Annotated in this window: 21 protein-coding genes; 7 read left to right on the top strand and 14 right to left on the bottom strand. The window is 65.5% G+C overall.

The window, feature by feature from the left end; all coding sequences use genetic code 11:
• Nucleotides 1-168 precede the first annotated feature (168 nt).
• Entirely contained in the window at nucleotides 169-1,779 is a 1,611-nt protein-coding gene (locus tag TSA1_RS24090) for a phytoene desaturase family protein (protein ID WP_100178503.1), read from the top strand.
• Between the two features lie 478 nt (nucleotides 1,780-2,257).
• Here the strand turns inward: TSA1_RS24090 and TSA1_RS24085 are convergent, their stop codons facing one another.
• Nucleotides 2,258-2,413 carry a Flp family type IVb pilin gene (locus TSA1_RS24085; protein ID WP_091961919.1) on the bottom strand — a complete coding sequence of 52 codons (156 nt, stop codon included), beginning with the start codon at nucleotides 2,411-2,413 and terminating at the stop codon, nucleotides 2,258-2,260.
• 163 nt (nucleotides 2,414-2,576) lie between these two features.
• On the opposite strand from TSA1_RS24085, the gene TSA1_RS24080 reads away from it, so the two are divergent.
• On the top strand, nucleotides 2,577-3,464 hold the full coding sequence (locus TSA1_RS24080; RefSeq protein WP_100178502.1) for a 50S ribosomal protein L11 methyltransferase: 888 nt from the start codon (nucleotides 2,577-2,579) through the stop codon (nucleotides 3,462-3,464).
• Between the two features lie 119 nt (nucleotides 3,465-3,583).
• Here TSA1_RS24080 and TSA1_RS24075 read toward each other — a convergent pair whose 3' ends face one another.
• Nucleotides 3,584-3,763 (bottom strand): hypothetical protein, encoded by a 180-nt coding sequence (locus TSA1_RS24075; protein WP_100178501.1) that lies wholly within the window; start codon nucleotides 3,761-3,763, stop codon nucleotides 3,584-3,586.
• Nucleotides 3,764-3,950: 187 nt separating this feature from the next.
• Here TSA1_RS24075 and TSA1_RS24070 point away from each other — a divergent pair, with 187 nt between their 5' ends.
• From TSA1_RS24070 to TSA1_RS24055, 4 genes are all read left to right on the top strand, one after another.
• The gene (locus TSA1_RS24070) at nucleotides 3,951-5,780 is read left to right on the top strand and encodes an aminopeptidase P family protein (protein ID WP_100178500.1); all 1,830 of its coding nucleotides are present in this window, start codon (nucleotides 3,951-3,953) and stop codon (nucleotides 5,778-5,780) included.
• 301 nt (nucleotides 5,781-6,081) lie between these two features.
• A complete protein-coding gene (locus TSA1_RS24065; protein WP_100178499.1) occupies nucleotides 6,082-7,359 on the top strand; it encodes a multidrug effflux MFS transporter in 1,278 nt (425 codons plus the stop codon).
• Between the two features lie 157 nt (nucleotides 7,360-7,516).
• Nucleotides 7,517-7,960, top strand: a complete 444-nt coding sequence (locus TSA1_RS24060) for a hypothetical protein (protein WP_100178498.1) — start codon at nucleotides 7,517-7,519, stop codon at nucleotides 7,958-7,960.
• A gap of 25 nt (nucleotides 7,961-7,985) precedes the next feature.
• Nucleotides 7,986-9,344, top strand: a complete 1,359-nt coding sequence (locus TSA1_RS24055) for a radical SAM/SPASM domain-containing protein (protein ID WP_100178497.1) — start codon at nucleotides 7,986-7,988, stop codon at nucleotides 9,342-9,344.
• A 27-nt stretch (nucleotides 9,345-9,371) separates the two neighbouring features.
• Here TSA1_RS24055 and ligA read toward each other — a convergent pair whose 3' ends face one another.
• Nucleotides 9,372-11,519, bottom strand: a complete 2,148-nt coding sequence (ligA, locus tag TSA1_RS24050) for an NAD-dependent DNA ligase LigA (protein ID WP_174719051.1) — start codon at nucleotides 11,517-11,519, stop codon at nucleotides 9,372-9,374.
• A 114-nt stretch (nucleotides 11,520-11,633) separates the two neighbouring features.
• Between ligA and TSA1_RS24045 the strand changes: the two genes are divergently transcribed.
• Nucleotides 11,634-11,921, top strand: coding sequence for a GIY-YIG nuclease family protein (locus TSA1_RS24045; protein ID WP_100178495.1), 288 nt, complete (start codon nucleotides 11,634-11,636; stop codon nucleotides 11,919-11,921).
• Nucleotides 11,922-12,013: 92 nt separating this feature from the next.
• Here TSA1_RS24045 and recN read toward each other — a convergent pair whose 3' ends face one another.
• From recN to murG, 11 genes are all read right to left on the bottom strand, one after another.
• On the bottom strand, nucleotides 12,014-13,687 hold the full coding sequence (recN, locus tag TSA1_RS24040; protein WP_100178494.1) for a DNA repair protein RecN: 1,674 nt from the start codon (nucleotides 13,685-13,687) through the stop codon (nucleotides 12,014-12,016).
• A 13-nt stretch (nucleotides 13,688-13,700) separates the two neighbouring features.
• A complete protein-coding gene (locus TSA1_RS24035; protein WP_100178493.1) occupies nucleotides 13,701-14,606 on the bottom strand; it encodes an outer membrane protein assembly factor BamD in 906 nt (301 codons plus the stop codon).
• 244 nt (nucleotides 14,607-14,850) lie between these two features.
• A complete protein-coding gene (lpxC, locus tag TSA1_RS24030) occupies nucleotides 14,851-15,813 on the bottom strand; it encodes a UDP-3-O-acyl-N-acetylglucosamine deacetylase (RefSeq protein ID WP_100178492.1) in 963 nt (320 codons plus the stop codon).
• 364 nt (nucleotides 15,814-16,177) lie between these two features.
• Nucleotides 16,178-17,980, bottom strand: a complete 1,803-nt coding sequence (gene ftsZ / locus TSA1_RS24025; RefSeq protein ID WP_100178491.1) for a cell division protein FtsZ — start codon at nucleotides 17,978-17,980, stop codon at nucleotides 16,178-16,180.
• Between the two features lie 87 nt (nucleotides 17,981-18,067).
• Nucleotides 18,068-19,390, bottom strand: a complete 1,323-nt coding sequence (gene ftsA, locus TSA1_RS24020) for a cell division protein FtsA (protein ID WP_097663106.1) — start codon at nucleotides 19,388-19,390, stop codon at nucleotides 18,068-18,070.
• Complete coding sequence (locus TSA1_RS24015; RefSeq protein ID WP_100178490.1) at nucleotides 19,387-20,415, bottom strand: cell division protein FtsQ/DivIB; 1,029 nt, start codon at nucleotides 20,413-20,415, stop codon at nucleotides 19,387-19,389. The genes ftsA and TSA1_RS24015 overlap by 4 nt, the downstream gene beginning before the upstream one ends.
• Nucleotides 20,416-20,764: 349 nt before the next feature.
• Complete coding sequence (locus TSA1_RS24010; protein WP_174719050.1) at nucleotides 20,765-21,751, bottom strand: D-alanine--D-alanine ligase family protein; 987 nt, start codon at nucleotides 21,749-21,751, stop codon at nucleotides 20,765-20,767.
• A 70-nt stretch (nucleotides 21,752-21,821) separates the two neighbouring features.
• On the bottom strand, nucleotides 21,822-22,742 hold the full coding sequence (murB, locus tag TSA1_RS24005; RefSeq protein WP_100178488.1) for a UDP-N-acetylmuramate dehydrogenase: 921 nt from the start codon (nucleotides 22,740-22,742) through the stop codon (nucleotides 21,822-21,824).
• Between the two features lie 187 nt (nucleotides 22,743-22,929).
• Nucleotides 22,930-24,333 (bottom strand): UDP-N-acetylmuramate--L-alanine ligase, encoded by a 1,404-nt coding sequence (murC, locus tag TSA1_RS24000; RefSeq protein ID WP_100178487.1) that lies wholly within the window; start codon nucleotides 24,331-24,333, stop codon nucleotides 22,930-22,932.
• Nucleotides 24,334-24,553: 220 nt separating this feature from the next.
• Nucleotides 24,554-25,384, bottom strand: coding sequence for a class I SAM-dependent methyltransferase (locus tag TSA1_RS23995; protein ID WP_100178486.1), 831 nt, complete (start codon nucleotides 25,382-25,384; stop codon nucleotides 24,554-24,556).
• 92 nt (nucleotides 25,385-25,476) lie between these two features.
• Complete coding sequence (gene murG / locus TSA1_RS23990; protein ID WP_100178485.1) at nucleotides 25,477-26,577, bottom strand: undecaprenyldiphospho-muramoylpentapeptide beta-N-acetylglucosaminyltransferase; 1,101 nt, start codon at nucleotides 26,575-26,577, stop codon at nucleotides 25,477-25,479.
• Between the last annotated feature and the right edge of the window lie 139 nt (nucleotides 26,578-26,716).

Below are 26,716 nucleotides of genomic sequence, written 5' to 3'. Positions count from 1 at the left end.
CAATGGAGCACAAGCCGCCTGAACGGGCAATAAAGGGGCTCGTGATGTTGCAGCGAGGAATGCTTGATATACAGATGTCATTCCGGGGCGCCTCGAAGCGGCGAACCCGGAACCTCGAAATTCCGGGTTCGATGCTACGCATCGCCCCTGAATGATGCCAAGAGAATCATGACCGAAACCGACGTCCTCATCATCGGCGCTGGCCATAACGGCCTCACCTGCGCGGCCTATCTCGCGATGGCGGGTTTGCGCGTGCGCGTGGTCGAGCGCCGCAAGGTGGTCGGCGGCGCCGCGGTCACGGAGGAGTTTCACCCCGGATTCAGCAATTCGGTCGCGGCCTATACCGTGAGCCTGCTCAATCCGCAGGTGATCCGCGATCTCGGCCTCGCCGAGCAGGGACTGCGCATCGTCGAGCGGCGTGCCCAGAATTTCCTGCCCGCGCCCGACGGCAGCTATCTCCTCACCGGCGAGGGACGGACGAAGGCATCGGTCGCGCGGCTGAGTGCGCATGACGCAGGCGCGCTCGACGGGTTTTCACGCGAGCTGGAAGATATCGCCGACGTGCTCAGGCAGTTCGTGCTCCGTGCGCCGCCGAACCTCGTCGATGGTCTTGGCACGGCGGCTGTCCGCGAAGGCATCAACGCCTTCAAGACCGCCAGCATCCTGCGCGGACTCACCCTGGAGCAGAGCCGCAGCCTGCTCGATCTCTTCACCCGCTCCGCCGGCGAGATGCTGGATGAGCGCTTCGAGCATGATCTGGTCAAGGCGCTGTTCGGCTTCGACGCCATCGTCGGCAACTATGCCAGCCCCTACGCCGCGGGCTCGGCCTATGTGATGCTGCATCACGCCTTCGGCGAGGTGAATGGCAAGAAGGGCGTCTGGGGCCATGCCATCGGCGGCATGGGCGCGATCACGCAGGCGATGGCGCGCGCCGCCAAGGCGAGGGGCGTCGTGATCGACACGGATGCCGGCGTGCGCGAGGTGATCGTCGAGCGCGACCGCGCCGTCGGCGTCGTGCTGGAGAACGGGGAGACGATCCGCGCGAAATATGTCGCGGCCAACGTCAATCCAAAACTGCTCTATACGCGGCTGATCGCAGCCGACGCCCTGCCCCAGGACTTCCTCGCGCGCATCAAACACTGGAAGAACGGCTCCGGCACCTTCCGCATGAACGTGGCGCTGGACCGCCTGCCCTCCTTCAGCGCGCTGCCCGGTGAAGGCGATCACCTCACCTCCGGCATCATCCTGGCGCCGAGCCTCGGCTATATGGATCGCGCCTGGCTCGATGCGCGGGCGCAGGGCTGGAGCCGAGAGCCCGTCGTCGAGATGCTGATCCCCTCCACGCTCGACGACACGCTGGCGCCTTCGGGAAAACACGTCGCGAGCCTGTTCTGCCAGCACGTCGCGCCGGAGCTTCCCGATGGAAAATCGTGGGACGAGCATCGTGACGAGGTCGCCGATCTCATGATTGCAACGGTGGATAAATACGCGCCGGGTTTTGCGGCGAGCGTGCTGGGCCGTCAGATCCTGTCCCCGCTCGATCTCGAACGGCAGTTCGGCCTGCTCGGCGGCGACATCTTCCACGGCGCGCTGAGCTTGAACCAGCTGTTCTCGGCACGGCCAATGCTGGGCCATGCCGATTATCGCGGGCCCCTGAGGGGCCTCTACCATTGCGGTTCTGGCGCCCATCCCGGCGGCGGCGTCACCGGAGCGCCCGGCCACAACGCGGCGCAGGTGATCTTGAGCGATCACCGGTCGCTGTTCAAAAGCCGTGGGTAGACCTGTGGATGGGCTGTGGAAAGGCTGTTGGCAGGGCTGTGGCAAACCTACCGTCGTCTTTCAACACAAGCCTGGATCAAGCTGTGGAAAGGGCGCGGGATAAAGAGGGTATAAAGCTGTGGATGGGTCGCGAATAGCGCGCGCACAGGCTGTGGACGTCGAGTGGTATCTCGCATGATCGACGAGAATAGAAACGCAAAAGATATCCGCTGGAGCGAGCAAGTTGCGGCGTCGGTCGTGGATGAATAGCTGGTCGCCAAGCTGATTGCGGAAGATCAGGCCGAACGGGCGCGCCGGATCGTCGCCCAAGACATTCGTCTGCGGCGTCAGGCCACCAAATTCGGACTGAGATTCGACCGGCCTGCCTGCGAGAACCGGCTCCAAAACGACCTCGCCCGCCGGAGGCAATTCCCCGCGCGGGCGCTCGTCAGGCTCAGCCTATGAAGAAAGTGTCCCCGCTGGGAAATGAGGACGGAAATTACTTCAGGGAGCTGCTAATGGACGTGAACTTGTCGTTCAGGGTGACGCCCAGGCTGTTGACCACGGTAATGATCGCAAGAGCGATACCCGCGGCAATCAGACCGTATTCGATCGCCGTTGCACCGGACTCATCCGACCAGAACTTCTGAATCATGTTCTTCAAGACTCGCCTCCGTTTCAATTCCAAGCTGTGTTGGCTTAATTCAACATCCGGAAGGGTACGGAACACAAACTACGGCCCGGTTAACCCGGGAACCGCAACTTGTGGCGATAATTGGCCACAAAAGTTCCAAAAATTGAACTCAACGGAACCTTGAATGCAGCCTTCTCCCACCCATCGCGTCAGCTTTTCGATCGGTAGTGAAGCCGACGCCAGGCGCGTCGTCGACGTGCTCACCGAGATGTTCTTCGAGGGCGATGCGGCCGTTGCGGCCTTCGAACGCCCGGACGGAGAATGGGACGTCACGCTCCATTTCGCCGACGCGCCCGATCAAGCATGGCTACGCGAACTCATTGCAACTTCAGCAGGAAATGAGATCGCCGCGACGCTTGCCTTCGACACCGTCGAGGCCAAGGACTGGGTCAAGGCCAGCCTCGAAGATCTGGTCCCGGTCCCGGCCGGGCGCTTCGTCGTGCACGGCAGCCATGACCGCGATCGGGTGGCGCCGAACAAGCTCGCAATCGAGATCGAGGCGGCGCTCGCGTTCGGCACCGGCCATCACGGCACGACGCGTGGCTGTTTACTGCTGCTTGACCATGTCCTCAAGAGTTCCCGCCCGGCGAACCTGCTCGACCTCGGCACCGGGACGGGCGTGCTGGCGATCGCCGCGGCCAAGGCGCTGCACCGCGCCGTGCTCGCCTCCGACATCGATTTGCCCTCCGTGCGCGTGGCAGCTGAAAACGCCACCCTGAACAAAGTCGGCACGCATGTCCGGGTGATCCGCGCCACCGGCTTTGCCGCGCCGGACTTTGGACGCGCCGGTCCGTTCGACCTCGTTTTGGCGAACATCCTCGCCAACCCCTTGCGGCAATTGGCGGGCCCGATGGCGCGGCATCTCGCAACCGGCGGACGCGTCATCCTCTCCGGCCTGTTGACGCATCAGGCCCCCGCCGTGATCGCCGCCTATCGCGCGCGCGGCCTCGTGCCGCTGAAGCATCTGCGGATCGAGGGGTGGAGCAGCCTGTTGTTGAGGAAGATGGATTGAGCGAGGTGACGCAGGATGGGCAAAGCGAAGCGTGCCCACCCTTTCAGCCTCGAATGAAGCAAACATGGTGGCCACGGCGCCAAGCGCCTTTACCCACCCAACGGCATTATAAATGCCGCCTATTCCGACGGCTTATCGTCCCGCCGCAGCGCGCGCTCGTGCTGCAAGCTGCGCTTGGCTCGGCGCTCGGCAATGCGGTCGATCACCTGGCTGATGACGCTGCGCGGCTTCTTCGGTACCGGAGCAGCCGGGCTGCGGCGCGCCGGCGGCGAAATCTTCTCAAACGTGAACGCTGGCATCGTGTGTCCCCTCGCCGTTGAGATGAACCACCTGCTCGAATTTCCCTGTTGTCCGGACGAAGCGCAACTGCCGCATCCTTTACTCCACTCAATTCGAATGGAACCATTCAAGCACAGTCCATGCCAGATGCGGCGCGAAATGCGTCCAGATTGCGGACTCGTCCCCATGATCCTAAAGTGATCCACCATGTTCGAAGCACACTTCCAGACATTCGAGGAGCCGGAGGCCGGCGTCGCATTGACGGCGCGGCTGGCGGCACTTCGCGAAGAACTCGCCCGTCACAAGCTTACCGGCTTCGTCGTTCCGCGCGCCGATCAGCAGCAGAATGAATACGTACCGCCGTCGGAAGAGCGGCTGGCCTGGCTGACCGGCTTCACGGGCTCGGCGGGATTCGCGGTGGTTCTGAGCCAGGAAGCCGCATTGTTCGTCGATGGCCGCTACACGCTTCAGGCCGCCAAGCAGGTCGATGCAAAGGCCTGGGCCGTGGAATCGCTGATCGACCCGCCGCCGGAGAGTTGGGTCTCGGCGCATCTGAAGGCCGGCGACCGCCTTGGATTTGATCCGTGGCTGCACACTTTTGCGGCAGCCGAGCGCCTGTCCGCCGCTTGCGCCAAGGCCGGCGCCGAGCTCGTTGCCGTCGACAGCAATCCGGTCGACGCGATCTGGCAGGACCGTCCGCAGCCGCCGCTCGCCCCCGTCGCCGTCCACGGACTGCAGCATGCCGGTATCACGGAGGCCGAGAAGCTGAGGCAGATCAGAAGCGAGATCGGCAAGCTCGGCGTCGATGCACTGGTTCTGTCGGACAGCCACGCGGTCGCCTGGACCTTCAACATCCGCGGCGCCGACGTCGCCCACACCCCGCTGCCGCTGTCCTACGCGCTGGTGCCGAAAGACGGCCGGCCCACCATCTTCATCGACCACCGCAAGCTCTCCAACCTCACGCGCGACCATCTCGAGCAATCCGCCGACGTGCGCGAGCCCGATGCGATGGCGCCGACATTGATGGCGCTCGCCAAGGGCGGCGGGTCGATCGCTCTCGACAGCGCTACCGCGGCCGACGCGCTCGGCCGCCTGATCACGGGCGCCGGCGGCAAGCCGGTGCGCGGCAGCGATCCGATTGCGCTGCTGAAGGCAGTCAAGAACGCGACCGAGATCAAGGGTACGAAGACGGCCCATGTGCGCGACGCCGTGGCACTGGCGCGCTTCCTCGCATGGGTCGATCGGGAAGCCCCTAGCGGCAAGCTGACCGAGATCGACGCGGTCGAGGCGCTGGAGACGTTCCGCCGCGACACCGGTGCGCTGAAGGACGTGTCGTTTCCGACCATCTCCGGCACCGGCCCGAACGGCGCCATCGTGCACTATCGCGTCACCCGCAAGAGCAACCGGCGGATCGCGCCCGGCGACCTCCTGCTGATCGATTCCGGCGCGCAATACGAAGACGGCACCACCGACGTCACGCGCACCATGGCCGTGGGCGAACCGACGGACGAGATGCGCGACCGCTTCACCCGCGTGCTCCGCGGCCATATCGCGATCGCGCGCGCGGTCTTTCCGGACGGCACCACCGGCGCGCAGCTCGACACGCTGGCGCGGCAATATCTCTGGGCCGCCGGCGTCGATTTCGAGCACGGCACCGGCCACGGCGTCGGCAGCTATCTCAGCGTGCACGAAGGTCCGGCGCGGATCTCGAAGCTCGGCACCACGCCGCTGAAGCGCGGCATGATCCTCTCCAACGAGCCGGGCTATTACAAGACCGACGGTTTCGGCATCCGCATCGAGAATCTCGAGCTGGTCGTCGCTGCCGAGATCAAGGGCGCCGAGAAGCCGATGAACGCCTTCGAGACGCTGACGCTCGCGCCGATCGACCGCCGGCTGATCGAGGTCGAGATGCTGAGCAAGGGTGAGCTCGACTGGCTCAATGCCTACCACGCGCGCGTGAGGGCCGAGGTGCGGCCGGCGCTGGACGCGGCGACGAAGGCCTGGCTCGATCAGGCGACGGCGGAGCTGACGGCATAGCGCGCATGGCGCCACGCGACTGGCGCAATGCTTGTGCCTAGCCTTCGCTGTCATTCCCCGCGCAGGCGGGGAATCCAGTATTCCAGAGGCAGGAGACGTAGGCGGAGAGGCCGCAGCGTACTGGATCGCCCGCCTTCGCGGGCGATGACACCGACTTTACGGCACGAGCAACGCGCCCAATCGGGCACCATCGTGCCCGCATCATAACCGTCCCAAAATCCGAATAGCCGCATTCCGAAACGCCGATATCCGTCTTGCGCGGGCGCGCTACAGTCGATTCGAATTCGAAAGACGGACGTTTATGCACGGCATGATCAGCAAGCCGCCGAGAACGGCGACCAACCTTGCGACCTCGCGCGCGGTGTTGCTGCTGCTGGTCGTCATGACCGGGATCGCGCCGATCTCGCTCTACATCCTGGTTCCGGCACTGCCGGTGCTGGCGACGAATTTCGGGCGCGACATTTCGATCGCGCAGATGACGGTGTCGCTCTACATGGTCGGCATCGCGCTGTCACAGCTCATCATGGGGCCGCTGTCGGATAGATTCGGCCGTCGCCCGGTGCTGCTGGGCGGCCTCGCGCTGATGGTCGTGGCGAGCGTCGGCTGCATCTTCGCCGAGACCCTGCCGCAATTGATCGCCGCGCGCTTCTTCCAGGCGCTCGGCGGCGCCTCCGGCATGGTGATCAGCCGGGCCATCATCCGCGACATCTACGAGCGTGACCGCGTCGCCTCCATGATCAGCCTCGTGGTCGCCGCCCTGATGATCGGTCAGATGGTCTCACCGCTCACCGGCGGCCTGATCGAGACCGCGTTCGGCTGGCGCGCGATCTTCTATGCCGTCACGGCCGGCGCGCTTACGGTTACCGTCGGCATCGCACTGGCGCTGCCCGAGACGCGCCGCGACCGCGCGGTCGGCAGCGGCGGCTTTCGCAGCGACGTCGGCACGCTGGTCAAGAGCCGCGCCTTCATCGGCTATGTGATGTGCCAGGTGCTGGCCTCGCAGATCATCTTCACCTTCGCCGGCGGCGGTCCTTACATCGTCGTGACGCAGATGGGCCGCAGCAGCGCCGAATACGGCGCGTGGTTCGCAACGACCGGATTTGCGTATCTCGTCGGCAACCTGCTCTGTGTGCGCTTTGCGCCGAGGCACTCGCTGGAGAGGCTGATCTGGTTCGGCCTCGCGCTCCAGCTTGCCGGCAGCCTGTTGAACCTGCTGTGGAGCCTTGCCGGCTGGAACGAAGCTCCGGCCTGGCTGTTCGGCACGCAGATGATCGTGATGGTCGGCAATGCCTTCGTGATGGCAAATTCCGCCGCCGGCGCGATCAGCATCCGCCCCGAGGCCGCCGGCACCGCGTCGGGCGCCATGGGCTTTCTGCAACAGGGCATCGGCGCGCTGATGTCGCAATTCGGCGCCTATCTCGGCGGCCACTCCGTCACAACGCTGCCGCTGACCTCGGCCGTCCTCGCCATCTCGCTGCTATGTGCCTGCATGATGATCTTCGTCGTGCCCCGCCGCGAATTGGTGGTGAGCAAGACGTTGATCGAGCAGGCGGAAGAGGAAGAGAGCGGGGTGATGTGAAGTGGCGGACGGACTCCGGCAGTTCCGATCCAGCACCCGGTTACCACAACCAAAGCGCATAGACAGGCAATAGACTCCCGCATGGGTTGATACAGGTCAATGCGGGCTGGCCGACCTTCGAAGAGCGTAATGGCGGATTCGAGCAGGGAGGAAGGTCATGACCGAACGCAGCGCCGGCTACGACATCAAAAGCGCAATCGATCCTCGAGACGTCGCCAACATGCTCGAGGCGATGAAGCAAATCGGTCTCGATATCTCGGTCCCCGCCGTCAACGAAGAAGCCCGGATCGGCAACGTTCTGTACGCCAGCGGCGGCTGCGACCCGCACGACTGCTCCGGCTTCAAGCCGGGAAGCTGCAGCGGCGTCACATGCCCCACGAAGTCCAGCGCCTGCCCCACCGAAGCATGCTCGACCAAAGTCTGCGCCAACCATACGTGTCAGAGTGTGAGTTGCGGAAAGGTCTCCTGCAACAACTACCACCATTGGGAATCGCGGGCATCGACACTCGGCGCCCTGACCGAAGCGATGTCCAGGCTCCCGGCCGGATCCTGGTCGCAGCTGTCATCCCGTCCGCTCTCAGGACCCGATCTCGCGACCTGACGGTCCATGCCCGGCGACACCGACAATGAAGATCTCGGCCTATAATTGTCTGACCTCATCCTTCGCTCCGGGCAAGCATCTCGCGTTCAACGCGCTGACCGGAGCGTTCCTGTCGCTCGATGCCGAACGGCTCGACGACTACGAGGCCCTGCTTGCGTCGATCGAGACGACAGGGAGCCCACCCGAACCCGTCAGGCCGTTTCAGAAGACCCTGATCGAGAACGGTTTCGTCATTCCGGACGAATGCGACGAGCAGACCGAAATCAGCAACCGCTATCACGGCGGCAAGGCCGCCTCGCGTGGCCTCGGCCTCACTATCGCGCCGACGATCACATGCAATTTCGGATGCGGCTATTGCTTCCAGAGCCATTCGAACACCCGTATGGACGATGCAAGGATCGACGATCTGCTGGCGTTCGTGGACGCCCGGCTGGAAGCCGGGACGTCGCTCAACGTCACCTGGTTCGGCGGTGAGCCGCTGGGCGCATTCGATGTGATCGAAAAACTGGCTCCCCGGCTTCACGCGCTCGCGATGGAGCGCGATTGCACGTTCGGGCACAGCATCATCACCAACGGCTATCTGCTGACGGAGGCACGCGCTGCCTTCCTGGCAAGTATTCCGGGCTTCGGCGATGCGCAGGTCACGCTCGATGGTGCACGGAGGCATCACGACATCCGTCGACCGACCCTTGCCGGCAACGGCACCTTCGATCGCATCCTGGACAATCTGGTGGCCGCGGCCCGGCATATCCCGATCCTGGTGCGCGTGAATGTCGACCATCGAAACGTCGACGGTCTGGAGGAGCTGCTCGATGCGCTCACGGAACGCGGATTGCGCCACGTCGGCGTCTATCTCGGCCATGTCTGGCACTACACCGACGAGGTCGGCGCGACTGATATCCTGACCAAGGAGGAGTTCGCAGCCATCGAGACGCAATTCAAGTTCCTCAAGTTCCGCAAGGGATTCGCCAGCGGGGCCATGTTGCCGCAACCCAAGCGCGGGGCGCTCTGCTCGGCGGACAGCAACAACAGCTTCGTGCTCGGCCCGGGCGGCGGCATCTTCAACTGCTGGAACGAAGCGCACCAGGATGCGCGTCAGGCGCTGGGTCGCTATAGTCCGGCGACGGAGCCGCAGCCCAACGAAGTCAAGCAGCAATGGGCGGGGTATGAACCATCAGCCAAACCCGCGTGCCGGAGCTGTCACGTCGCGCCGCTGTGTATGACGGGCTGTCCTTGGGAAGCGGCGAAAGTGACCGACACAGGCGACTGCATCTCGGCGCGCTTCAATCTCGCCGACCAATTGCGGTTGTACGATCTCGAGCAATCCGTGGCACTCGCGGACAAGACCAGGCAACAATCGGCAGGGGCCGCCGGGATCGCCTGAGGCCGGGGGAGGTCACGGCGCCGGCGGTCACTCCCCGATCAGCTTCAGCCACTCGTCCTCGGTCAGCACCTTGACGCCGTGCTTGTTGGCCTCCGTCAGCTTCGAGCCCGCGCCGGGGCCGGCGACGACGAGATCGGTCTTCTTCGACACCGAGCCCGACACCTTCGCCCCCAAGCGCTCAGCCGTGGCCTTGGCCTCGTCGCGCGTCATCTTCTCCAGCGAGCCCGTGAACACCACGGTCTTGCCGGCGACGGCGGAGTTGCTCTTCGGCTTCTCGGCGTCGACGATCTCGACCTCCCTGGTCAGCCGCTCGACGATGCCGCGATTGTGGCTCTCGCCGAAATAATCGGCGATGCTCTTGATCACGGTGTCGCCGATCTGGTCGAGCGCGTCCATTTCCGCCATCGCCTCCTCGTCGCCCTTGGCGACCTTGAGGCAGGCGTCGTGGAAGGCTTCCCACGAGCCGTAGCCGCGCGCCAACGCCAGCGCCGTGGTCTCGCCGACATGGCGCATGCCGAGCGCATAGATGAAGCGCTCCAGCGCAATCTTGCGGCGGCTCTCGATGGCGCCGAACAGGTTGCGCACCGAGATTTCGCCGTAGCCCTCGACCTCTTCCAGCTTGAGCTTCGAATTGCGCTTCTCGAGCGTGAAGATGTCGGCGGGCTCCTTCACCCATCCCTCGTCGAAGAAATACTGCAACTGCTTCTCGCCGAGACCGTCGATGTCGAAGGCGCGGCGCGACACGAACAGCTTGAGATGCTCGATCTTCTGATAGGGGCAGGCGAACTCGCCGGTGCAGCGGGCGCGCGCTTCCTCTTCGCCGGCGGCGGTCTCGCCGCGCACGACATCGGTGTGGAGCGGACACGGACACTTCTTCGGGAAATGGAATTCGCGGGCACCCTTCGGCCGCTTGTCGAGGACGACGTCGACCACTTGCGGGATCACATCGCCGGCGCGCTGGATCACAACGGTGTCGCCGATCCTGATGTCGCGCCCCTCGCGCAACACCTCGCCCTTGTTGCCGATGCCCTTGATGTAGTCCTCGTTGTGCAGCGTGACGTTCTGCACGATCACGCCGCCGACGCCGACCGGCTCGAGCTTGCCGACCGGCGTGAACGAGCCGGTACGGCCAACCTGGATCTCGATGTCGCGCAGCACCGTCATGGCGCGCTCGGCCGGAAATTTGTGGGCGATGCCCCAGCGCGGCGTGCGCGAGACGAAGCCGAGGCGCTCCTGCCAATCGATGCGGTCGACCTTATAGACGACGCCGTCGATGTCATAGTCGAGCTCGGCGCGTTCTTCCTCGATGCTCTGATGGAACGCGATCAACTCCTCGACCGAATGGCAGAGCTTGGTCAGCGGATTGGTCTTGAAGCCGCAGCGCTCGAACCAGTGGATCATGCCGCTCTGGGTCTCCTCCGGCATCGCGCTCATCTCGCCCCAGGCATAGGCGAAGAAGCCGAGGGGGCGCGAGGCGGTGATGGTCGGGTCCTTCTGGCGGAGCGAGCCCGCGGCCGAGTTGCGCGGATTGGCGAAGATGGTGTCTCCGGCCGCCTTTTGCCGCTCGTTGAGCGCAAGAAAGGCCTTCTTGGTCATGTAGACTTCGCCGCGCACCTCGCAGATATCGGGGATGTTGCGGCCCTTCAGCTTCTGCGGCACGTCCTCGAGCGTGCGGATATTGGCGGTGACATCCTCGCCGACCGCACCGTCGCCGCGCGTCGCCGCGGTGACGAGCTCGCCGCCTTCATAGCGCAGGGACATCGAAAGCCCGTCGATCTTGGGCTCGGCGGAGAAATTGATCTTGTCGTCATCGAGCTTCAGGAAGCGCACGATGCGGCCGACGAAGTCGCGCACGTCCTCCTCGGCAAAGGCGTTGTCGAGCGACAGCATCGGAACGGAATGCCGGACCTTCTTGAAGCGGCCGGACGGCGCGGCGCCGACCTTCTGCGACGGCGAATCCGCGCTGACGAACTCCGGAAAGCGTTTTTCGATCGCATTGAGGCGCTGCCGCAGAGCGTCGTACTCTGCGTCAGTGACGGTCGGCGCGTCTTCCTGATAGTAGCGCTCGTTGTGCCCCTCGATCTCGAGCGCCAGCCGCATGTGCTCGACCTTGGCCTGTGCCTTGGTGAGATCGGCGACGTCGCGAGGCGGTTTCGATTTTGCTGCTCTGGCCATTATACTTAAAGTTGTGGCTCGTCGTTCCGGGATGGTCCGAAGGACCAGACCCGGAACCTCGAGATTCCGGGATCGCGCTTCGCGCCCCGGAATGACGAAGTCGTGGGAGGGGCTATGGCGTATTACGTCTATATTCTAGCAAGCCGACGCGATGGGGCAATCTACGTTGGCATCACCAATGACCCGGTGCGCCGCGTCTATGAACATCGAATCAAAGCGGTCCCTGGATTCGCCGCTAGATACAACATATCCCGGTTGGTTTGGTTCGAGGCCTATGACGATCCAATCTCGGCAATCTCACGCGAGAAAGAACTCGAGACGTGGAGGCGGGCTTGGAAAACCCAGCTGGTCGAAAAGGACAATCCAAACTGGGATGATCTATACGAGTCGAACTGCAATTGAGCAGTCATTCCGGGGCGGCTCGAAGAGCCGAACCCGGAATCTCGAGATTCCGGGTTCGATGCTGCGCATCGCCCCGGAATGACGGTGGAAGCCTAAGCCGTCGCCGCCTTGAGCAGCCGGTCCGCGGCCGCCCTCGCCTCGGCGGTGATCTCCGCGCCGGCCAGCATGCGCGCGATCTCCTCGCGGCGGTGGTCGGCGGCGAGCGCGTTGACGCGGGTGGCGACGCGCTTGCCCTTGTCGAGGGCGTCCTTGGAGATGAGCAGATGCTGGTCGGCGCGGGCGGCGACCTGCGGGGCGTGGGTCACGGCCATCACCTGGACCTTGCCGGCCAGCCGCGCCAGGCGAGCGCCGATGGCGTCGGCAACCGCGCCGCCGACGCCGGTGTCGATCTCGTCGAAGACGAGCGTCGGCGCCGAGCCGCGATCGGACAGCACGACCTTGAGCGCCAGCAGGAAACGCGACAGCTCGCCGCCGGAAGCCACCTTCATCATCGGCCCCGGCTTGGTGCCCGGATTGGTCTGGACCCAGAACTCGACGCGGTCGAACCCCTGCGGCCCCGGTGCGGCTTCGTCGGTCGCGACCTGGGTCATGAATTTTGCGCGTTCGAGCTTGAGCGGGGCGAGCTCGGCGTTGACGGCCTTGTTGAGCTTCTCCGCCGATTTCTGCCGCGCCAGCGACAGCTTCTTGGCAGCGGCGGCATAGCGACTGTCCGCCTCGATCGCGGCCTGCTCCAGCTTCTTCAATTGCGAGGCGCCGGCATCGATCATCACGACGTCGGCGGCATATCTGGCGGCCAGCGCGGCGAGCCCGTCGACCGGCGTCGAATATTTCCGCGAGGCGGCGCGCAGGGCGAACAGCCGTTCCTCGATACGCTCGAGCTCGGCCGGATCGAAGTCGGTGGCAGCGAGCGCGGCCTGGAGGTGCTGGTCGGCCTCCTCCAGCGCGTTGATCGCGGCGTCGATCGCCTTCACGGCGGGCTCGACCAGCGCCGGCGAATTGACGCCGCGGCGCTCCAGCCGGCGCACGGCGGCCGACAGGGCCGCGACCGGCGAATGATTGCCGCCGACCGCCTCCTGTGCCTCGCGCAGATCGGAGGCGATCTTCTCGCCCTGCATCATGGTGGTGCGGCGATGGGCGAGCGAGGTCTCCTCGCCGTCCTTGGGCGCAAGCTGCTTCAGCTCGGCCGAGGCGTGACGCAGATAGTCGGCCTCCCGCGCGGCGCGCTCCATGCCGGCGCGATGCTCCTCGAGCGCGGTGTTGGCGGTGCGGCGGGCGTCCCAGAGCGTTTCGACCGCGGCGACGTCCTTCTCCAGCCCGGCGAAGGCGTCGAGCAAGCGGCGGTGGGTGGCGGCATCGACCAGCGCGCGCTCGTCATGCTGGCCGTGGATCTCGACCAGGGCGGCGCCGACCGCCTTCAGCGTCTGCACGCTGATCGACTGGTCGTTGATGAAGGCACGGGTGCGGCCATCGGTGAGCTGCACGCGGCGCAAGATCATTTCGCCGGTATCGTCCAGACCGTTCTCGGCGAGGATCTTCGCCGCGGGGTGATTCTTGGGGACATCGAACACGGCCGTCACCTGCCCCTGCTCCGCGCCGTGGCGCACGAGGCCGGCATCGCCGCGGCCGCCGAGCGCCAGCGCAAAGGCATCAAGCAGGATGGATTTGCCCGCACCGGTCTCGCCGGTCAAAACCGCGAGCCCGGCGGCGAATTCGATATCGAGCCGTTCGATCAGGACGATGTCACGGATCGACAGACGCGCCAGCATGGAACCCTATTTCCTAGCCGAGACCCATTTTCTTGAAGGTCTTGCTGATCCAGGACCCCTGATTCTCGCTCGGCTCGAGACCGCCGGATTTTACAAGATTATAGGCGTCCTTGTACCAGCGGCTGTCAGGAAAATTGTGGCCAAGCACAGCCGCCGCGGTCTGCGCCTCCCCCACGATGCCGATCGCCATATAGGCTTCGGTCAGCCGGTAGAGCGCCTCTTCGACATGGCGGGTGGTCTGGTATTGTGTGACGACGGTCTTGTAGCGGTTGATCGCGGCCGTGTAGTCGCGCTTCTGCGCGTAGTAGCGGCCGGTATTCATTTCCTTGCCGGCGAGCTGGTCGCGCGCGCCCTCGATCTTGGCCTTGGCGGACGTCGCGTATTCCGAGTTCGGATATTTGCGCACCACCTCTTCCAGCGCGGCGATCGCCTTCTCGGTGCGAGCCTGGTCGCGGCTGACGTCCGGGATCTGGTCGTAATGTGAGGCTGCGATCAGATATTGCGCATAGGCCGCGTCCGGGCTGCCGGGATGCAGCGTCACGTAGCGCGTGGCGGCGCCGATGCAGCCGTCGTAGTCACCGCCCTGGTAGGACGCATAGGCCGACATCAGCAGCGATTTACGGGCCCAGTCGGAATAAGGATGCTGGCGGTCGACCTCTTCGAACTTCTTGTTCGCCGCCTTCATGTCCTTCTTCTCGTTCATGAGGTACAGGCCCTCATTGTAGATCTTGTCGGCGGGCTCCTCGACGAAGGTGTCGTCCTTGGCGGTGAACTTGTCCCAGAGCGAGCCGGTGCCGCAGCCGGCGAGCGGCAGTGCAAGCAGAACGAAGGTGACGGCCTGAAGCAGCCCACGGGCTCGCGACGAGACCTCTCGGGACGAGGCCTGGAAATATCCGCGCGTCATACGCTGTGCCGACATGAGTTTAAGCCCTGACGCCCTGTGATGCGGTGCCCGCCAGCCCATGAACCCCGTCATGGGCGCGAAATGTAACCGTGGTGCCTTGCCATGCGACCACGCCGATGTATCCGAAAAGCGATCTTTAACCAACCGGATAGGCAGGCATTCCGCCCGGATTAAGGCGAACTTGCCGCAATGCTAGCCGATCATGGTTACCAGGAGTTTCCCGGGGTAGCCGCGGCCAATGCCCGCGACGGTAAGGCCGTCAGGATACGTCCGGCCCGTAGGCCGCAGCGATCCGGCCGCCGACGATGCCGCGACCGACGTCGCCCACGGGACGCGTGGTGCGGCGGGCCGCCTCGCCCTCGACCACCCGCCAAGCGGTACGATCGGCGAGCAGCGCGGTCAGGACAGCGTGGTTGAGCTTGTGGCCGCCACGCACCGAGCGGTAGGCGCCAAGCAGCGGCAGGCCGGCCAGCGAGAGATCGCCGATCACGTCCAGTACCTTGTGGCGGGCACATTCATCGGCGTAGCGCAGGCCCTCGGGATTGAGGAGCCGTTCCTCGTCGAACACCACGGTGTTGCCGAAGGAAGCACCGCGACCGTAGCCGGCAGCCCAGAGCCGCGCTTGATCGCACATCAGACCGAAGGTCCGGGCGCGCGCAACTTCACGGCGGAACCGCTCCGGCACCAGCTCCAACGTGTAGCTCTGCCGACCAATCACGGGATTGGCAAAATCGATCTCGACTTCGGCGCGGAAGCCATCGGCATAGGGCCGCAATTCGCCAAAGGAGTCGCCGATTGCGACAGAGATGGGCTTCAAAACCTGGATGAAGCGGCGCGGCGCCGGTTGAGTGACAATCCCAGCCTGATCGATCGCCGCAACGAAGGCCGCGGCGCTGCCGTCCATGATCGGCACTTCCGGACCGTCGACTTCGATGGTGGCATTGTCCACGCCCATGCCGCGCAAGGCTGCCAGAACATGCTCGGCGGTAGAGACGAGCGGTCCCTCGCTGTCACCCAGCACGGTCGCGAGATCTGTCGCAACCACTTGCCCGGCCGTCGCCTGAACTTCGCGGTCACTTCCCTCGAGCCCGGTGCGGACAAAAATAAAACCCGCGTCGACAGGCGCGGGCCCAAGCGTCAGGGTAACGGGAAGACCGGAATGAACGCCAACGCCTGCCACGGAGGCTTGCGCACGAAGCGTTGTTTGCCGGCTAAATTTCATCAGGAACCCGCCCCACTACGACCCACTGCGACTTATACGAGACCCGCTTGGCCGGCCAGCGCCGACGCTTACGAATCTCCGTATCCCCAAGTCACGGCAAACCATAGTCACTGCCTCAAACAGCGCCAACTCACGCTTTTTTACCGATTGTTACCCCAAACCTGCCGTATTCGCGCCAAGGCTTAACCAAATTGCGCCGAGGTTTTGGGCCGTCTCCGGCAGTTTTACTGAACACCCGAATACGTAATTAATGATTTAAAATCAGTTGTTTGGTCGCATAATCGCGGCATGCAGGGGACAAAAGGAAAGGTCCCGGCAAGCTTGTTGCCGGGACCCTTTTTCGTCCGCCTTATTGTAACAATCCTCAGGTCGCCTGCCGCCGCAGGAAGGCCGGGATATCAAGATGGTCGTCGCCCTGTGGCGTCGGCGCAACAGGCGCCGGTCGGCCATGCATGTCCAGCCCCTGGGGCGCGGGACGGCGAGCATACTCGGATACCGGCTCACTCGACGCGATCTGCTGCGCCACGGTCTTCTGCGGGCGGCGCTCGGGCAGCGGCGGCATCGCGGGACCGGCGGTGCGGGCGGCGGGCGCCGGCTCGCTCTCCTCGTCACGACGGCCGAGGCCGACATTGGCGAGGCGCTGCAGCAACGACAGCCGGGTCTTGTGCGTGGGCTCTTCCTCGACCTCGCCACGGGCCTGGCGAATCTCGGCCTGGGCCTGGATCGGCAGTTCGTCGATACGCGGCATCCGGGGCGCACGGCTCGGCCCCCGCTCGGCCTGCGGCGGGATGAAGGTTTCGGGCGTCATCGGCTCCTGGATCGCAAGCGGGGCCTGCTCAGGCTCCGGAAACAGGGTCGGCTTCTGCGCGATCGGACGCACGGTCACGTCGCCATAGGTCTGGGTCGGCGCAGGTGCCTGCGGGACATCAGCAACGGCAGCCGCGATGGCGGCGAGCGCGGCGCGCTCGACGTTCGGACGGGGCGCCATCGGCGAGGCAGCGGTCGGAGCCTGGGCTGCGGGGATCGAGGATTCCAGCTTCTGGGCGCGTTCGGCCAGGCGCTGGTTGTCGGCGCGCAGACGCGCGGTCAGGTCGGCGAGACGGCTCTCGGCGGCTGCGGCCGGAGCTGCGGGCGCCTGCTGCGCCTGGGGCGCGGCGTTCGCGACCGGAGCGGAGGTCGCCTGGCTGTTGCGGGCGATCGCAGCCTGCTCGATGCCGGTGGCGACGACCGAGACGCGGATCAGGCCGTCGAGCGCTTCGTCGAATGTGGCGCCGACGATGATGTTGGCGTCCTGGTCGACTTCCTCGCGGATGCGGGTCGCGGCTTCGTCGACCTCGAACAAAGTGAGGTCCTTGCCGCCGGTGATGGAGATGAGGAGGCCCTTGGCGCCCTTCATCGAGGAATCGTCGATCAGCGGGTTGGCGATCGCGGCTTCGGCGGCGGTCAGCGCGCGCTTGTCGCCGGAGGCTTCGCCGGTGCCCATCATCGCCTTGCCCATCTCGCGCATGACGGCGCGGACGTCGGCGAAGTCGAGATTGATCAAACCTTCCTTGACCATCAGGTCGGTGATGCAGGCGACGCCCGAGTAGAGCACCTGGTCGGCCATCGCGAAGGCGTCGGCGAAGGTGGTCTTCTCGTTGGCGACCCGGAACAGGTTCTGGTTCGGGATGATCAGGAGCGTGTCCACGACCTTGTGAAGCTCGTTGATGCCGGCTTCAGCCGTGCGCATGCGGCGGCCGCCCTCGAAGTGGAAGGGCTTGGTCACGACGCCGACGGTGAGGATGCCCATGTCGCGCGCGGTCTTGGCGATCACGGGAGCAGCGCCCGTGCCGGTGCCGCCGCCCATGCCGGCGGTGACGAACACCATGTTGGCGCCCGAGAGATGGTCGCGCAGCTCGTCGATGACTTCTTCAGCAGCAGCAGCACCGACGTTCGGCTGCGAGCCGGCGCCGAGGCCTTGCGTGACCGCGGTGCCCATCTGCACGATGCGCTGCGCCTTCGACATCGTCAGCGCCTGCGCGTCGGTGTTGGCGACCACGAAGTCGACGCCCTGAAGGCCCGCCGTGATCATGTTGTTGACGGCGTTGCCACCGGCGCCGCCGACGCCGAACACGGTGATCCGGGGCTTCAGTTCGTGAATATCAGGAACGTTGATGCTGATGGTCATGTTTGCCTCTCGATCACGCGCGCGTGGGTTCGCCCCGGCCAGCGGCCGCGGGAGTTGGTGAAAGTCGGGAATTGCGGAAATGATTCATCAGAAGCCCTCGCGTAGCCATCGTCCGACCTTTCCGAAATAGCCGCCGGTCCCTGTCTTGACCTGCTGCCGCGTATGCCGCGGTTCGACATGTTCGAGGTGAACATATTGCGGGTAGACGAGGAGTCCGGCCGGCACCGCGAACGCGGCGTTCTTCGCCTCGTTGGGCAGCCGGCCGAAGCCGAGCGGACGTCCGACCCGCACGGGCCGGCCGAGAATCTGGGTTCCGAGTTCGACGAGGCCGGTGAGCTGCGAGGCTCCGCCCGAAAGCACGACGCGGCCGTTGGGCTCTGAGGCGAAGGGCGAATCCTTCAACTTGTCCCGAACCATTTCGAAGACTTCCTCGGCACGGTGCTTGACGATGTTGGCGATGGTGGCGCGGGAAACGATCTGCGGCAGATCCTGCTCGTCACCGGCCGTCGGCACAGACATCAGCTCACGCGAGTCCGATCCGCCGGTGATGACGGTCCCGTATAACGTCTTGATTCGCTCGGCATCGGCAATGGTCGCGGAGAGTCCGCGCGCCAGATCCATCGTGATGTGTTGCCCGCCGACCGCAAAACCCGCCGCATGCACGAAACGGCCGCCGGAATAGACCGCGATCGTGGTGGTGCCAGCGCCCATCTCGACGACGGCAGCGCCGAGATCGGCCTCGTCGTCGGTCAGCACCGACAGGCCGGCCACATAGGGGCTCGCCGCCATGGCTTCGACATTGATGTGGCAGCGCTCCACCGCCAGCATCAGGTTCCGCGCCACGGTGGCGTCGCAAGTGACGACGTTCATGTCGATGCCGAACTGGTGGGCAACCATGCCGCGGGGGTCGCGGATGCCCTTGACGCCATCGAGCGTGTAGCCGACCGGCAGCGCGTGCAGCACGGTGCGGCCTTCGCCGGTGGCGTGGCGCATGCCGGTGGAGGTGACGCGGCTGACATCGGCCTGCGTCACGGCGCCGCCGCGGATGTCGGCTGCGGCCTCGACCAGCTGGCCGGAAAGCCGGCCACCGGAGACCGAGAGCAGCACGGACTCGACCCGCACCTTGGCCATCTTCTCCGCGAGCGCGACGGCTTGGCGCACCGCCTGCTCGCATTCGCCGAGATCGATCACCGCGCCGGCCTTCATGCCGCGCGACTGGATCTGGCTGTATCCGATCAGTTCCACCGCATGGGTGCGGCCGCGCAACGCCTCACTTGGCGCAGACGGCTTCAGCCGCGCGATCATGCAGGCGATCTTGCTGGTGCCGATGTCGAGGCAGGCGACGAGGCCGCCGCGCTTATGCGGCATCTGGCGGGTCTTCGGCGTCTGGGTGCGATCGAGACCGGTCATGCGGAATCCCCGGTCTTCTTTTTCTTCTTGTCCTTGAACAGATCCTCGCGCGCCTTGGCGGCGTCCTCGGATAGCTGCACCACCAGCCGATCGGGCAGGCGCATGTCGACGGCGACGATGTCGCGGGAGAACAGCCGGTCCTCCTTGTCGAGCTTGGACAGCATCGCGAGCGCGTTGCCGACGTCCTGCTCGGGCAGGCGGATGTCGAGGCCGTCCTTCAGCCTCAGATTCCAGCGCCGCTCGCCGACGTAGATCGCCGCCTTCGTCACCGCATTGACCTGCGGATAGCGTGCCAGCAGCGCCAGGAAATCGCGGGCCTGGGTTTCGGCGCCCTTGCCGACCACGAGCGGCAACGACAGGAAGCGGCGCGAGACATAGGGCTCGAGCACGGCACCGTCGTCGGCGATGACCGAGAGCCGTCCGGCCTCCTGCCACAGCGCGAACGCCTTGCGCTCGGTGAGCTCGATCATGAGCCGGCCCGGGTAAAGCTTCAGCACGGTCGCGTCCGCAATCCAGGGATTGGCCTTGAGCTTGTCGCGCACCGCGTCGGCGTCGAGGAACAGCAGCGAAGAGCGGCCGCTGACGCCGCCGATCGCCAGGATCTCGTCCTGGGTGAGCTGCTTGCGGCCGTTGATCACGACCGAGGTGATGCGGAACCCGGCGGAATTGGCCAGCGCGTTACGGGCGTCGCTCACCGCCGTGATGAAATCCTGGAGATGGCCGCCCTTGACGATGCCGAAGCCGCAGCTGCCGATCAGCAGCAGCACGGTCATGCTGATCCCGACCCGGCGCGGCAGATAGCGCTCGACCAGCGCGACCAAGCGCGGCGGCGGCTCGCGCTCGACGACGGCCTTGGCCCGGGCCTTGGTCTTGATCCTGTCCTTGGCGGCGGCGCGGGCCTCAGCGTGCTTGTCCTGCATCCACTCGCGCAGAAGCACGACCGCTCCGATCGCGGCCGCCTTCAGGTCAGCTTGGGGCCTCAGCGATCTGAAAAAGGACCGGGTGAGGCTTCCTGCTCCATCCATTGCACGAGCTCGTCAACAGTTTCCCCGCGACATCGCGCGGATCCTGGCGAACATGACGTCTCGGACGTGCCGGGTCGGGTGCTGGTCTTCAGCAGAAGAAGCCACTCCCCTTCAAAGCGTGCGCCGGGGGTGACATCACCCGCGACAGCTCACGCGCCGGCAGCCAAAGCGCCATATGCGCCGCCAGCGTTAACCTTCGGACGTCCTGGTAAACAAAAGGTAAAGTTCGTTAACGTCCGGCGCATTTTGCCCCGCTCTGTGAGGCATTTGTACCGCGATGTCCGGCATTTTACCGGTTTTGGACGCCAAACCGGCCCATTTCGCCGATGCGGCCGTTAACCAGTCCTAACTATTTCCGTACGCCCCGCCCGGCGAGCTCGACCAGGCCGCGCAGGAAGTCGTCGAACGCGATGCCCTCGGCTTTCAGCGCCTTGGGGTAGAGCGAGGACTTGGTCAGCCCGGGGAGCGTGTTGGTTTCGAGATAGACGAGACCCTTGGCCGAGACGATGAAGTCCGAGCGGGAATAACCGGTGCAGGACATCGCCCGGTGCGCCAGCATCGCCTGCGCCTTCAGCGCGGCGGTGATTTCGGGTGCGAAACGGCCGGGGCAGATCTCCTGGGTCGTCGACAGGAGGTATTTTGCGGCGTAGTCGAAATTGCCCTCGCCCGGAATGATCTCGATCGGCGGCAGCGAGATGATCGAGCCATCGGTGCGCTCCAGCACGCCGCAGGTCGCCTCGACGCCGGCGATATAGGGCTCGATCACGTAGTCCTCGTGCTTGGCCGCGTTGCGGACGGCGACGAGGTCCTGCCTGGCGTTGACGAAGATCAGGCCATAGCTCGATCCGTCACGGGCCGGCTTTGCGATCAGCTTTCCGTATTCGGCGAAGGCCTCATCGATATCATCAAGCGCAATGTTGGCCGGCGGCGTCACGCCGCCGAGCGCGGCGAAGCGCTTGGCCGCGATCTTGTCGAAGGCGAGATGCGAGGACGCCGAGCCGGAGCCGGTGAAAGCCACGCCGCGCGCCTCGCACATCACCTGCAATTCGCCGTTCTCGGCCCGTCCGCCATGCAGGCCGAGCACCAGCACGCGATCTTCTGCCTTGGCCCGGTCGAGCGCCTGCTCCAGCGGAATGCCTGACGTTCCCGGCTTGAACTCGTCCTCAAACGGACGGGCATGTTCGAGCAGCTGCTTGGACTGCACCACATGCACCTTGTCCTCGACGTCCCACCACCAGAGATCGGCCTCGGGCAGTGCCTGATGCAGCGCCTGGGCCGAAGCGACCGAAACCAGACGCTCCCGGTTGGAGCCGCCGAAGAGGATGGTGATGCGCATGGTCATAGTCCGTAATCTCTCTCGTTCGTCATTCCGGGGCGCGACGAAGTCGCGAGCCCCGGAATGACACTCACACGGAAACCCCGATCCGCTTGATTTCCCAGTGTAGCTCAATTCCGGAATTTGCCTTCACCCGTTCGCGCACGGTCTCGCCCAGCGCCTCGATGTCGTGCGCGGTGGCATCGCCGGTGTTGATCAGGAAGTTGCAGTGCATCTCGGAGACCTGCGCGCCGCCGACACGCAAGCCGCGGCAGCCGGCGGCGTCGACCAGCTTCCAGGCCGAATGGCCGGGCGGATTCTTGAAGGTCGAGCCGCCGGTCTTCTCGCGGATCGGCTGCGCGGTCTCGCGATGGCTTTGCACCTCCGCCATGCGCGCGCGGATCGCATCAGGATCCCTGATCTCGCCGCGAAAGCGCGCGGAAGTGAAGATGATGGAGGGATCGACGCCGCTGTTGCGGTAGACGAACTTCATGTCCGCGTTGGAGAACACGTGCTTGGTGCCGTCGCGCCCGACGCCCCTCGCCTCGATCAGCACGTCCTTAGTCTCGCCGCCATTGGCGCCTGCATTCATGCGCAGCGCGCCGCCGATGGTGCCGGGAATGCCGAAATAGAATTCGAGCCCGCCGATATTGGCGGAGGCCGCGACTTCCGCCACTCGCTTGTCGAGCGCCGCCGCGCCCGCGGTGACGACATCGCCACTCGCACTCGCTTCGCCAAAGGCACGCGGCGCAAGCCGGATCACGACGCCCGCAATGCCGCCGTCGCGCACGATGAGGTTGGAGCCGACGCCGACGACATGGACGGGAATGTCGGAGGCGAGATGCGCGAGGAAATAGGCGAGATCGTCCTCGTCCGCCGGCGTGAACAGCACCTGCGCCGGACCACCGACGCGAAACCAGGTGAGCTCGGCGAGCGACTGGTTGGCCAGCAGCCGGCCGCGCAAGTCCGGCATCGCCACTTTGAGAGCGGGGGTGATGTCGGGAAAGGTCACGTCGTCACCTCACGTGAGGGACGCAAGCGTTCTCCGTTCCCTCCCCCCTTGTAGGGGAGGGTCAGGGAGGGGGGTAGCCCCAAGCGAGATCGGAGTTTGTGGCTACCCCTCTCCCCCGCCCTCCCCCACAAGGAGGGAGGGAGCGCAGTTTGCCGTGCGGCTGGCTGCAAGCCTCCCATCGGCATGCTCACCCCAACGCCTTCAACTGATCTGGCAAGGCATATGCCCATTGCGTGATGTTGCCCGCGCCGAGGCACACGACGAGATCGCCGGACTTCGCCAATCCCTTGACGATGCCGGCAAGCTCCGGCGCCGCCCGCAGCGGCACCACCTCGCGATGGCCATGCGCGCGCAAGCCTTCCACGAAATGATCGCGGTCGATGCCCTCGATCGGCGCTTCACCGGCGGCATAGACGTCGGCGACAACAACCGCGTCCGCGTCGTTGAAGCAGGTGCAGAATTCCTCGAACAGCGATTGCAGGCGGGTGTAGCGATGCGGCTGCACCACGGCGACGATCTTGCCATTGGTGGACTCCCGTGCCGCCTTCAGCACCGCCGCGATCTCGACGGGATGGTGGCCGTAGTCGTCGATCACGGTCACTCCGTTCCATTCGCCGGTCTTGGTGAAGCGCCGCTTGACGCCGCCGAAGCCGGCGATCGCCTTGCGGATCGCCTCGTCGGAGACGCCGAGCTCGCGCGCGACCGCGATCGCGGCCGTCGCGTTGGAGGCGTTGTGGCGGCCCGGCATCGGCAGCATGAGGTCAGCGATCTCATGCACGGCGCCGGTCTTGCGATCGCGGAACGCGACCTTGAATTTCGATCCGCCACCCATCGGCGTGAGATCGACCAGCCGCACGTCGGCCTGCGGGTTCTCGCCATAGGTGATGATGCGGCGATCCTCGATCTTGCCGACCAGGCTCTGCACCACGGGATGATCGATGCACATCACGGCAAAGCCGTAGAACGGCAGGTTCTCGACGAAGTGACGGAAGGCGTCCTGCACGGCCTCGAAGGTCTTGAAGTGATCGAGATGCTCGGGGTCGACATTGGTGACGATCGCGACGTCGGTCGGCAGCTTCAGGAACGTGCCGTCGCTCTCGTCGGCCTCCACCACCATCCAGTCGCCGGCCCCAAGCCGTGCGTTGGAGCCGTAGGCGTTGATGATGCCGCCGTTGATCACGGTCGGATCGAGCCCGCCGGCATCGAGCAGCGTCGCGACCATCGTGGTCGTCGTGGTCTTGCCGTGGGTGCCGGCGATGGCGACGCAGCTCTTCAGCCGCATCAGCTCGGCCAGCATCTCGGCGCGGCGCACCACGGGAATGCGCCGCTCGCGCGCCGCCATCAATTCAGGATTGTCACGCTTGATCGCGGACGACACCACGACCACCTCGGCGCCGTCGACATTCTCGGCCTTGTGGCCGACCGAAACCTTGGCGCCCTTCTTGCGCAGACGATCGAGATTGTAATTGTCGGAGGCGTCCGAGCCCTGCACGGCATAGCCGAGATTGACCAGCACCTCGGCAATGCCGCTCATGCCGATCCCGCCGATCCCGACGAAGTGGATGGGTCCGATCTCGCGCGGCAGTCTCATTGTTGTGTCTCTATCTATCCTTCCCGGCCTGGCATCTCCGCCTGAGGCAGCCGGCCGGCGGCGAATCTCCTCCACTTCATGCAAGACTGGGCGCACCGGGACAAGCCCGGTCCGGCCGTCGCGTTCGGTAATTTCCGGCTTGAATGCCCCATTTTGGCCGGTTTCCGGGGCCGCCAGGCCCCGCTCCGATCCGCGAAGGGAACGGGCCGCGGCGGATGTCTCAGGCGGGCCGGTAGCGAGCGGCCGCTTCGTCCTGAAGATCGAGCACCCGAAGATAGTTGCGCAGGCGATTGGCCTCGAGCGCGCGGATGAGCTTGTTCTGGTGATAGGGCAGCAGGAGATCGGCAAGCGGCGCGCTCCAGGGCGCGGTGAGGTCGAAGATCACGCCAAGCCCGAACACTGCCGGGATCTCGGCAAAGCCGAACTCCCTGCCGTCCCTGAGCGCCTCGGCCAGAAAGTCGTCGATGGCCGTCATCACGCCGTTGCGCGGACCGCCAAAACCTTCCGCGAAGGCGAACTGACCCATGCCGCGGAATCCGCGCCCCTCGACCAGCGCATCGCGGCCCGGAATTGCACCGGCCTGAAAGCTATGGGCATGGCGATGCTCCGCGGGGATCCGTTCGGGCGCGTAGTAGAAGTCGCGCCGGCCGCAGGGCCAACCGATGTCGTGCACGAAGACCAGAAGCGGCTTGCCGGCGCGCCGGCAGATCGCGTCGATCTGGCCGAGCTCGTTGTAGACCGTGTACCAATTATGGTCGCCATCGACGACCCAGGCGTCGGCCCCGTTAATGTCGGCGAACGCCTCGAGGCTCGTCTTGGCGAGATGGCGAATGTCGGGGCTGACCTTCAGCCATTCCATGAACTCGCGCTTCGGCGCCGGATCGATCGTGGTCAGTTGCCCGTCGCGCGCACGACAATGCGCGGCGAGAAAAGGCGACATGCCGCCATATTCCGAGCCGATCTCGACGATGTCGCGCGCGTCCGCGAGCCTGAGCGCCTCGAGGATGAGGTCGGAGAACTCCGAGAGGGAATGAATCAGTAGGCCGTCCACGACCGGGTCCTTCGCGCCTGTTCGCCGCGGCCTCGACAGGCACGCGTCGCGATCGGGCCGGGAGGCCCTTACGATCCTAAACGGCGGAGGGATCAAATTCCGGCGGTCTTCACGACGAGGTCGGCGAGCCGCTCGGCGGCATCGAGCCGGCCGGCCCCCTTCGCGGCCGCAGCCATGGCGGCAAGGCGCGCGGGCTCGGCGGCAAGGCCGGAAATCTCGGCCGCGAGACGGTCGGAGGTGAACTCGGTCTGCGGGATGCGGATTGCGCCGTCGACCTTGGCCAGCACGCCGGCATTGGCGAACTGATCCTGGTCGATCGCGCCCGGCAGCGGCACCAGGATCGAGGGCCGGCCGATCGCGGCGAGCTCGGCGACCGTGCCGGCGCCGGAGCGCGACACCACGAGATGATTGGAAGCGAGCCGGGCCGGGAGATCCGTGAAGAACGGCGCGAGCTCCACCTTGATCTTGAGCTTGTCGTAGACCGCGCGCACGCGGGTCATGTCCTCGTCGCGGACCTGCTGTGTGAGCACGAGCCGGCTCCACAGCGCCGGCTCGAGCCGCTCGATCGCGCCGGGCACGATGTCGGCCATGATGCGCGCGCCCTGGCTGCCGCCGACCACGAGCAGGCGCAGCGGCCCGTTCACCTCGGGCGCCGCATAGGGCACGGCGGCAGCGGCGAGGATTGCCGGGCGCATCGGCGTGCCGACCGTCGTGGTCTTGCCTGCCAGCGCCGGGTCGCGGTCGAGCACGCCGGGCAGCGACGTCGCGATGGCGCGGACATGGCCCGACAGAAACCGGTTGGCACGGCCGAGCACGGCATTGGCGTCGTGGATGATGCCGGGCACGCCGGCGAGCTTCGCCGCAACCAGCGGGGGCAGCGTCGGATAGCCGCCGAAGCCGATGACGGCCGCGGGCTTCAACCGCTTGATCAGCCGATAAGCCGCGAGCGTGCCGGCAGCGAGCGTGAGGCCGGCATAGGCGAGCTGCAAGGGGTTACGGCCGCGCGCGGTCTCGCTCGAGACGACGTCGATCATGTCCTTGGTGAACAGCCCGCTGTAGCGTAGCGCCCGCTCGTCGGTGACGAGGCGGACGCGAAAGCCGCGCCGGATCAGCTCGACGCCGAGCGCCTCGGCCGGAAACAGATGGCCACCGGTGCCGCCCGCGGCGAGAAGAATCAAGGGGGAGGTATCCATAAACGCCCTTTTACAGGGGCTGCGTCGTCATTGCGAGCGGGGGCACGTGCCCCGGGCGCGGCGCAGCGCGCTGCCCTTCGCAGCGTGGTGCACCGCTGACCGGGGCCCATGGTTACGGCATTCTGGGTCCCGGATCTGC

The sequence above is a fragment of the Bradyrhizobium nitroreducens genome (assembly GCF_002776695.1).
In the GTDB taxonomy this organism is placed as follows: domain Bacteria; phylum Pseudomonadota; class Alphaproteobacteria; order Rhizobiales; family Xanthobacteraceae; genus Bradyrhizobium; species Bradyrhizobium nitroreducens.
This window is presented reverse-complemented; position numbering and strand designations above follow the sequence as displayed.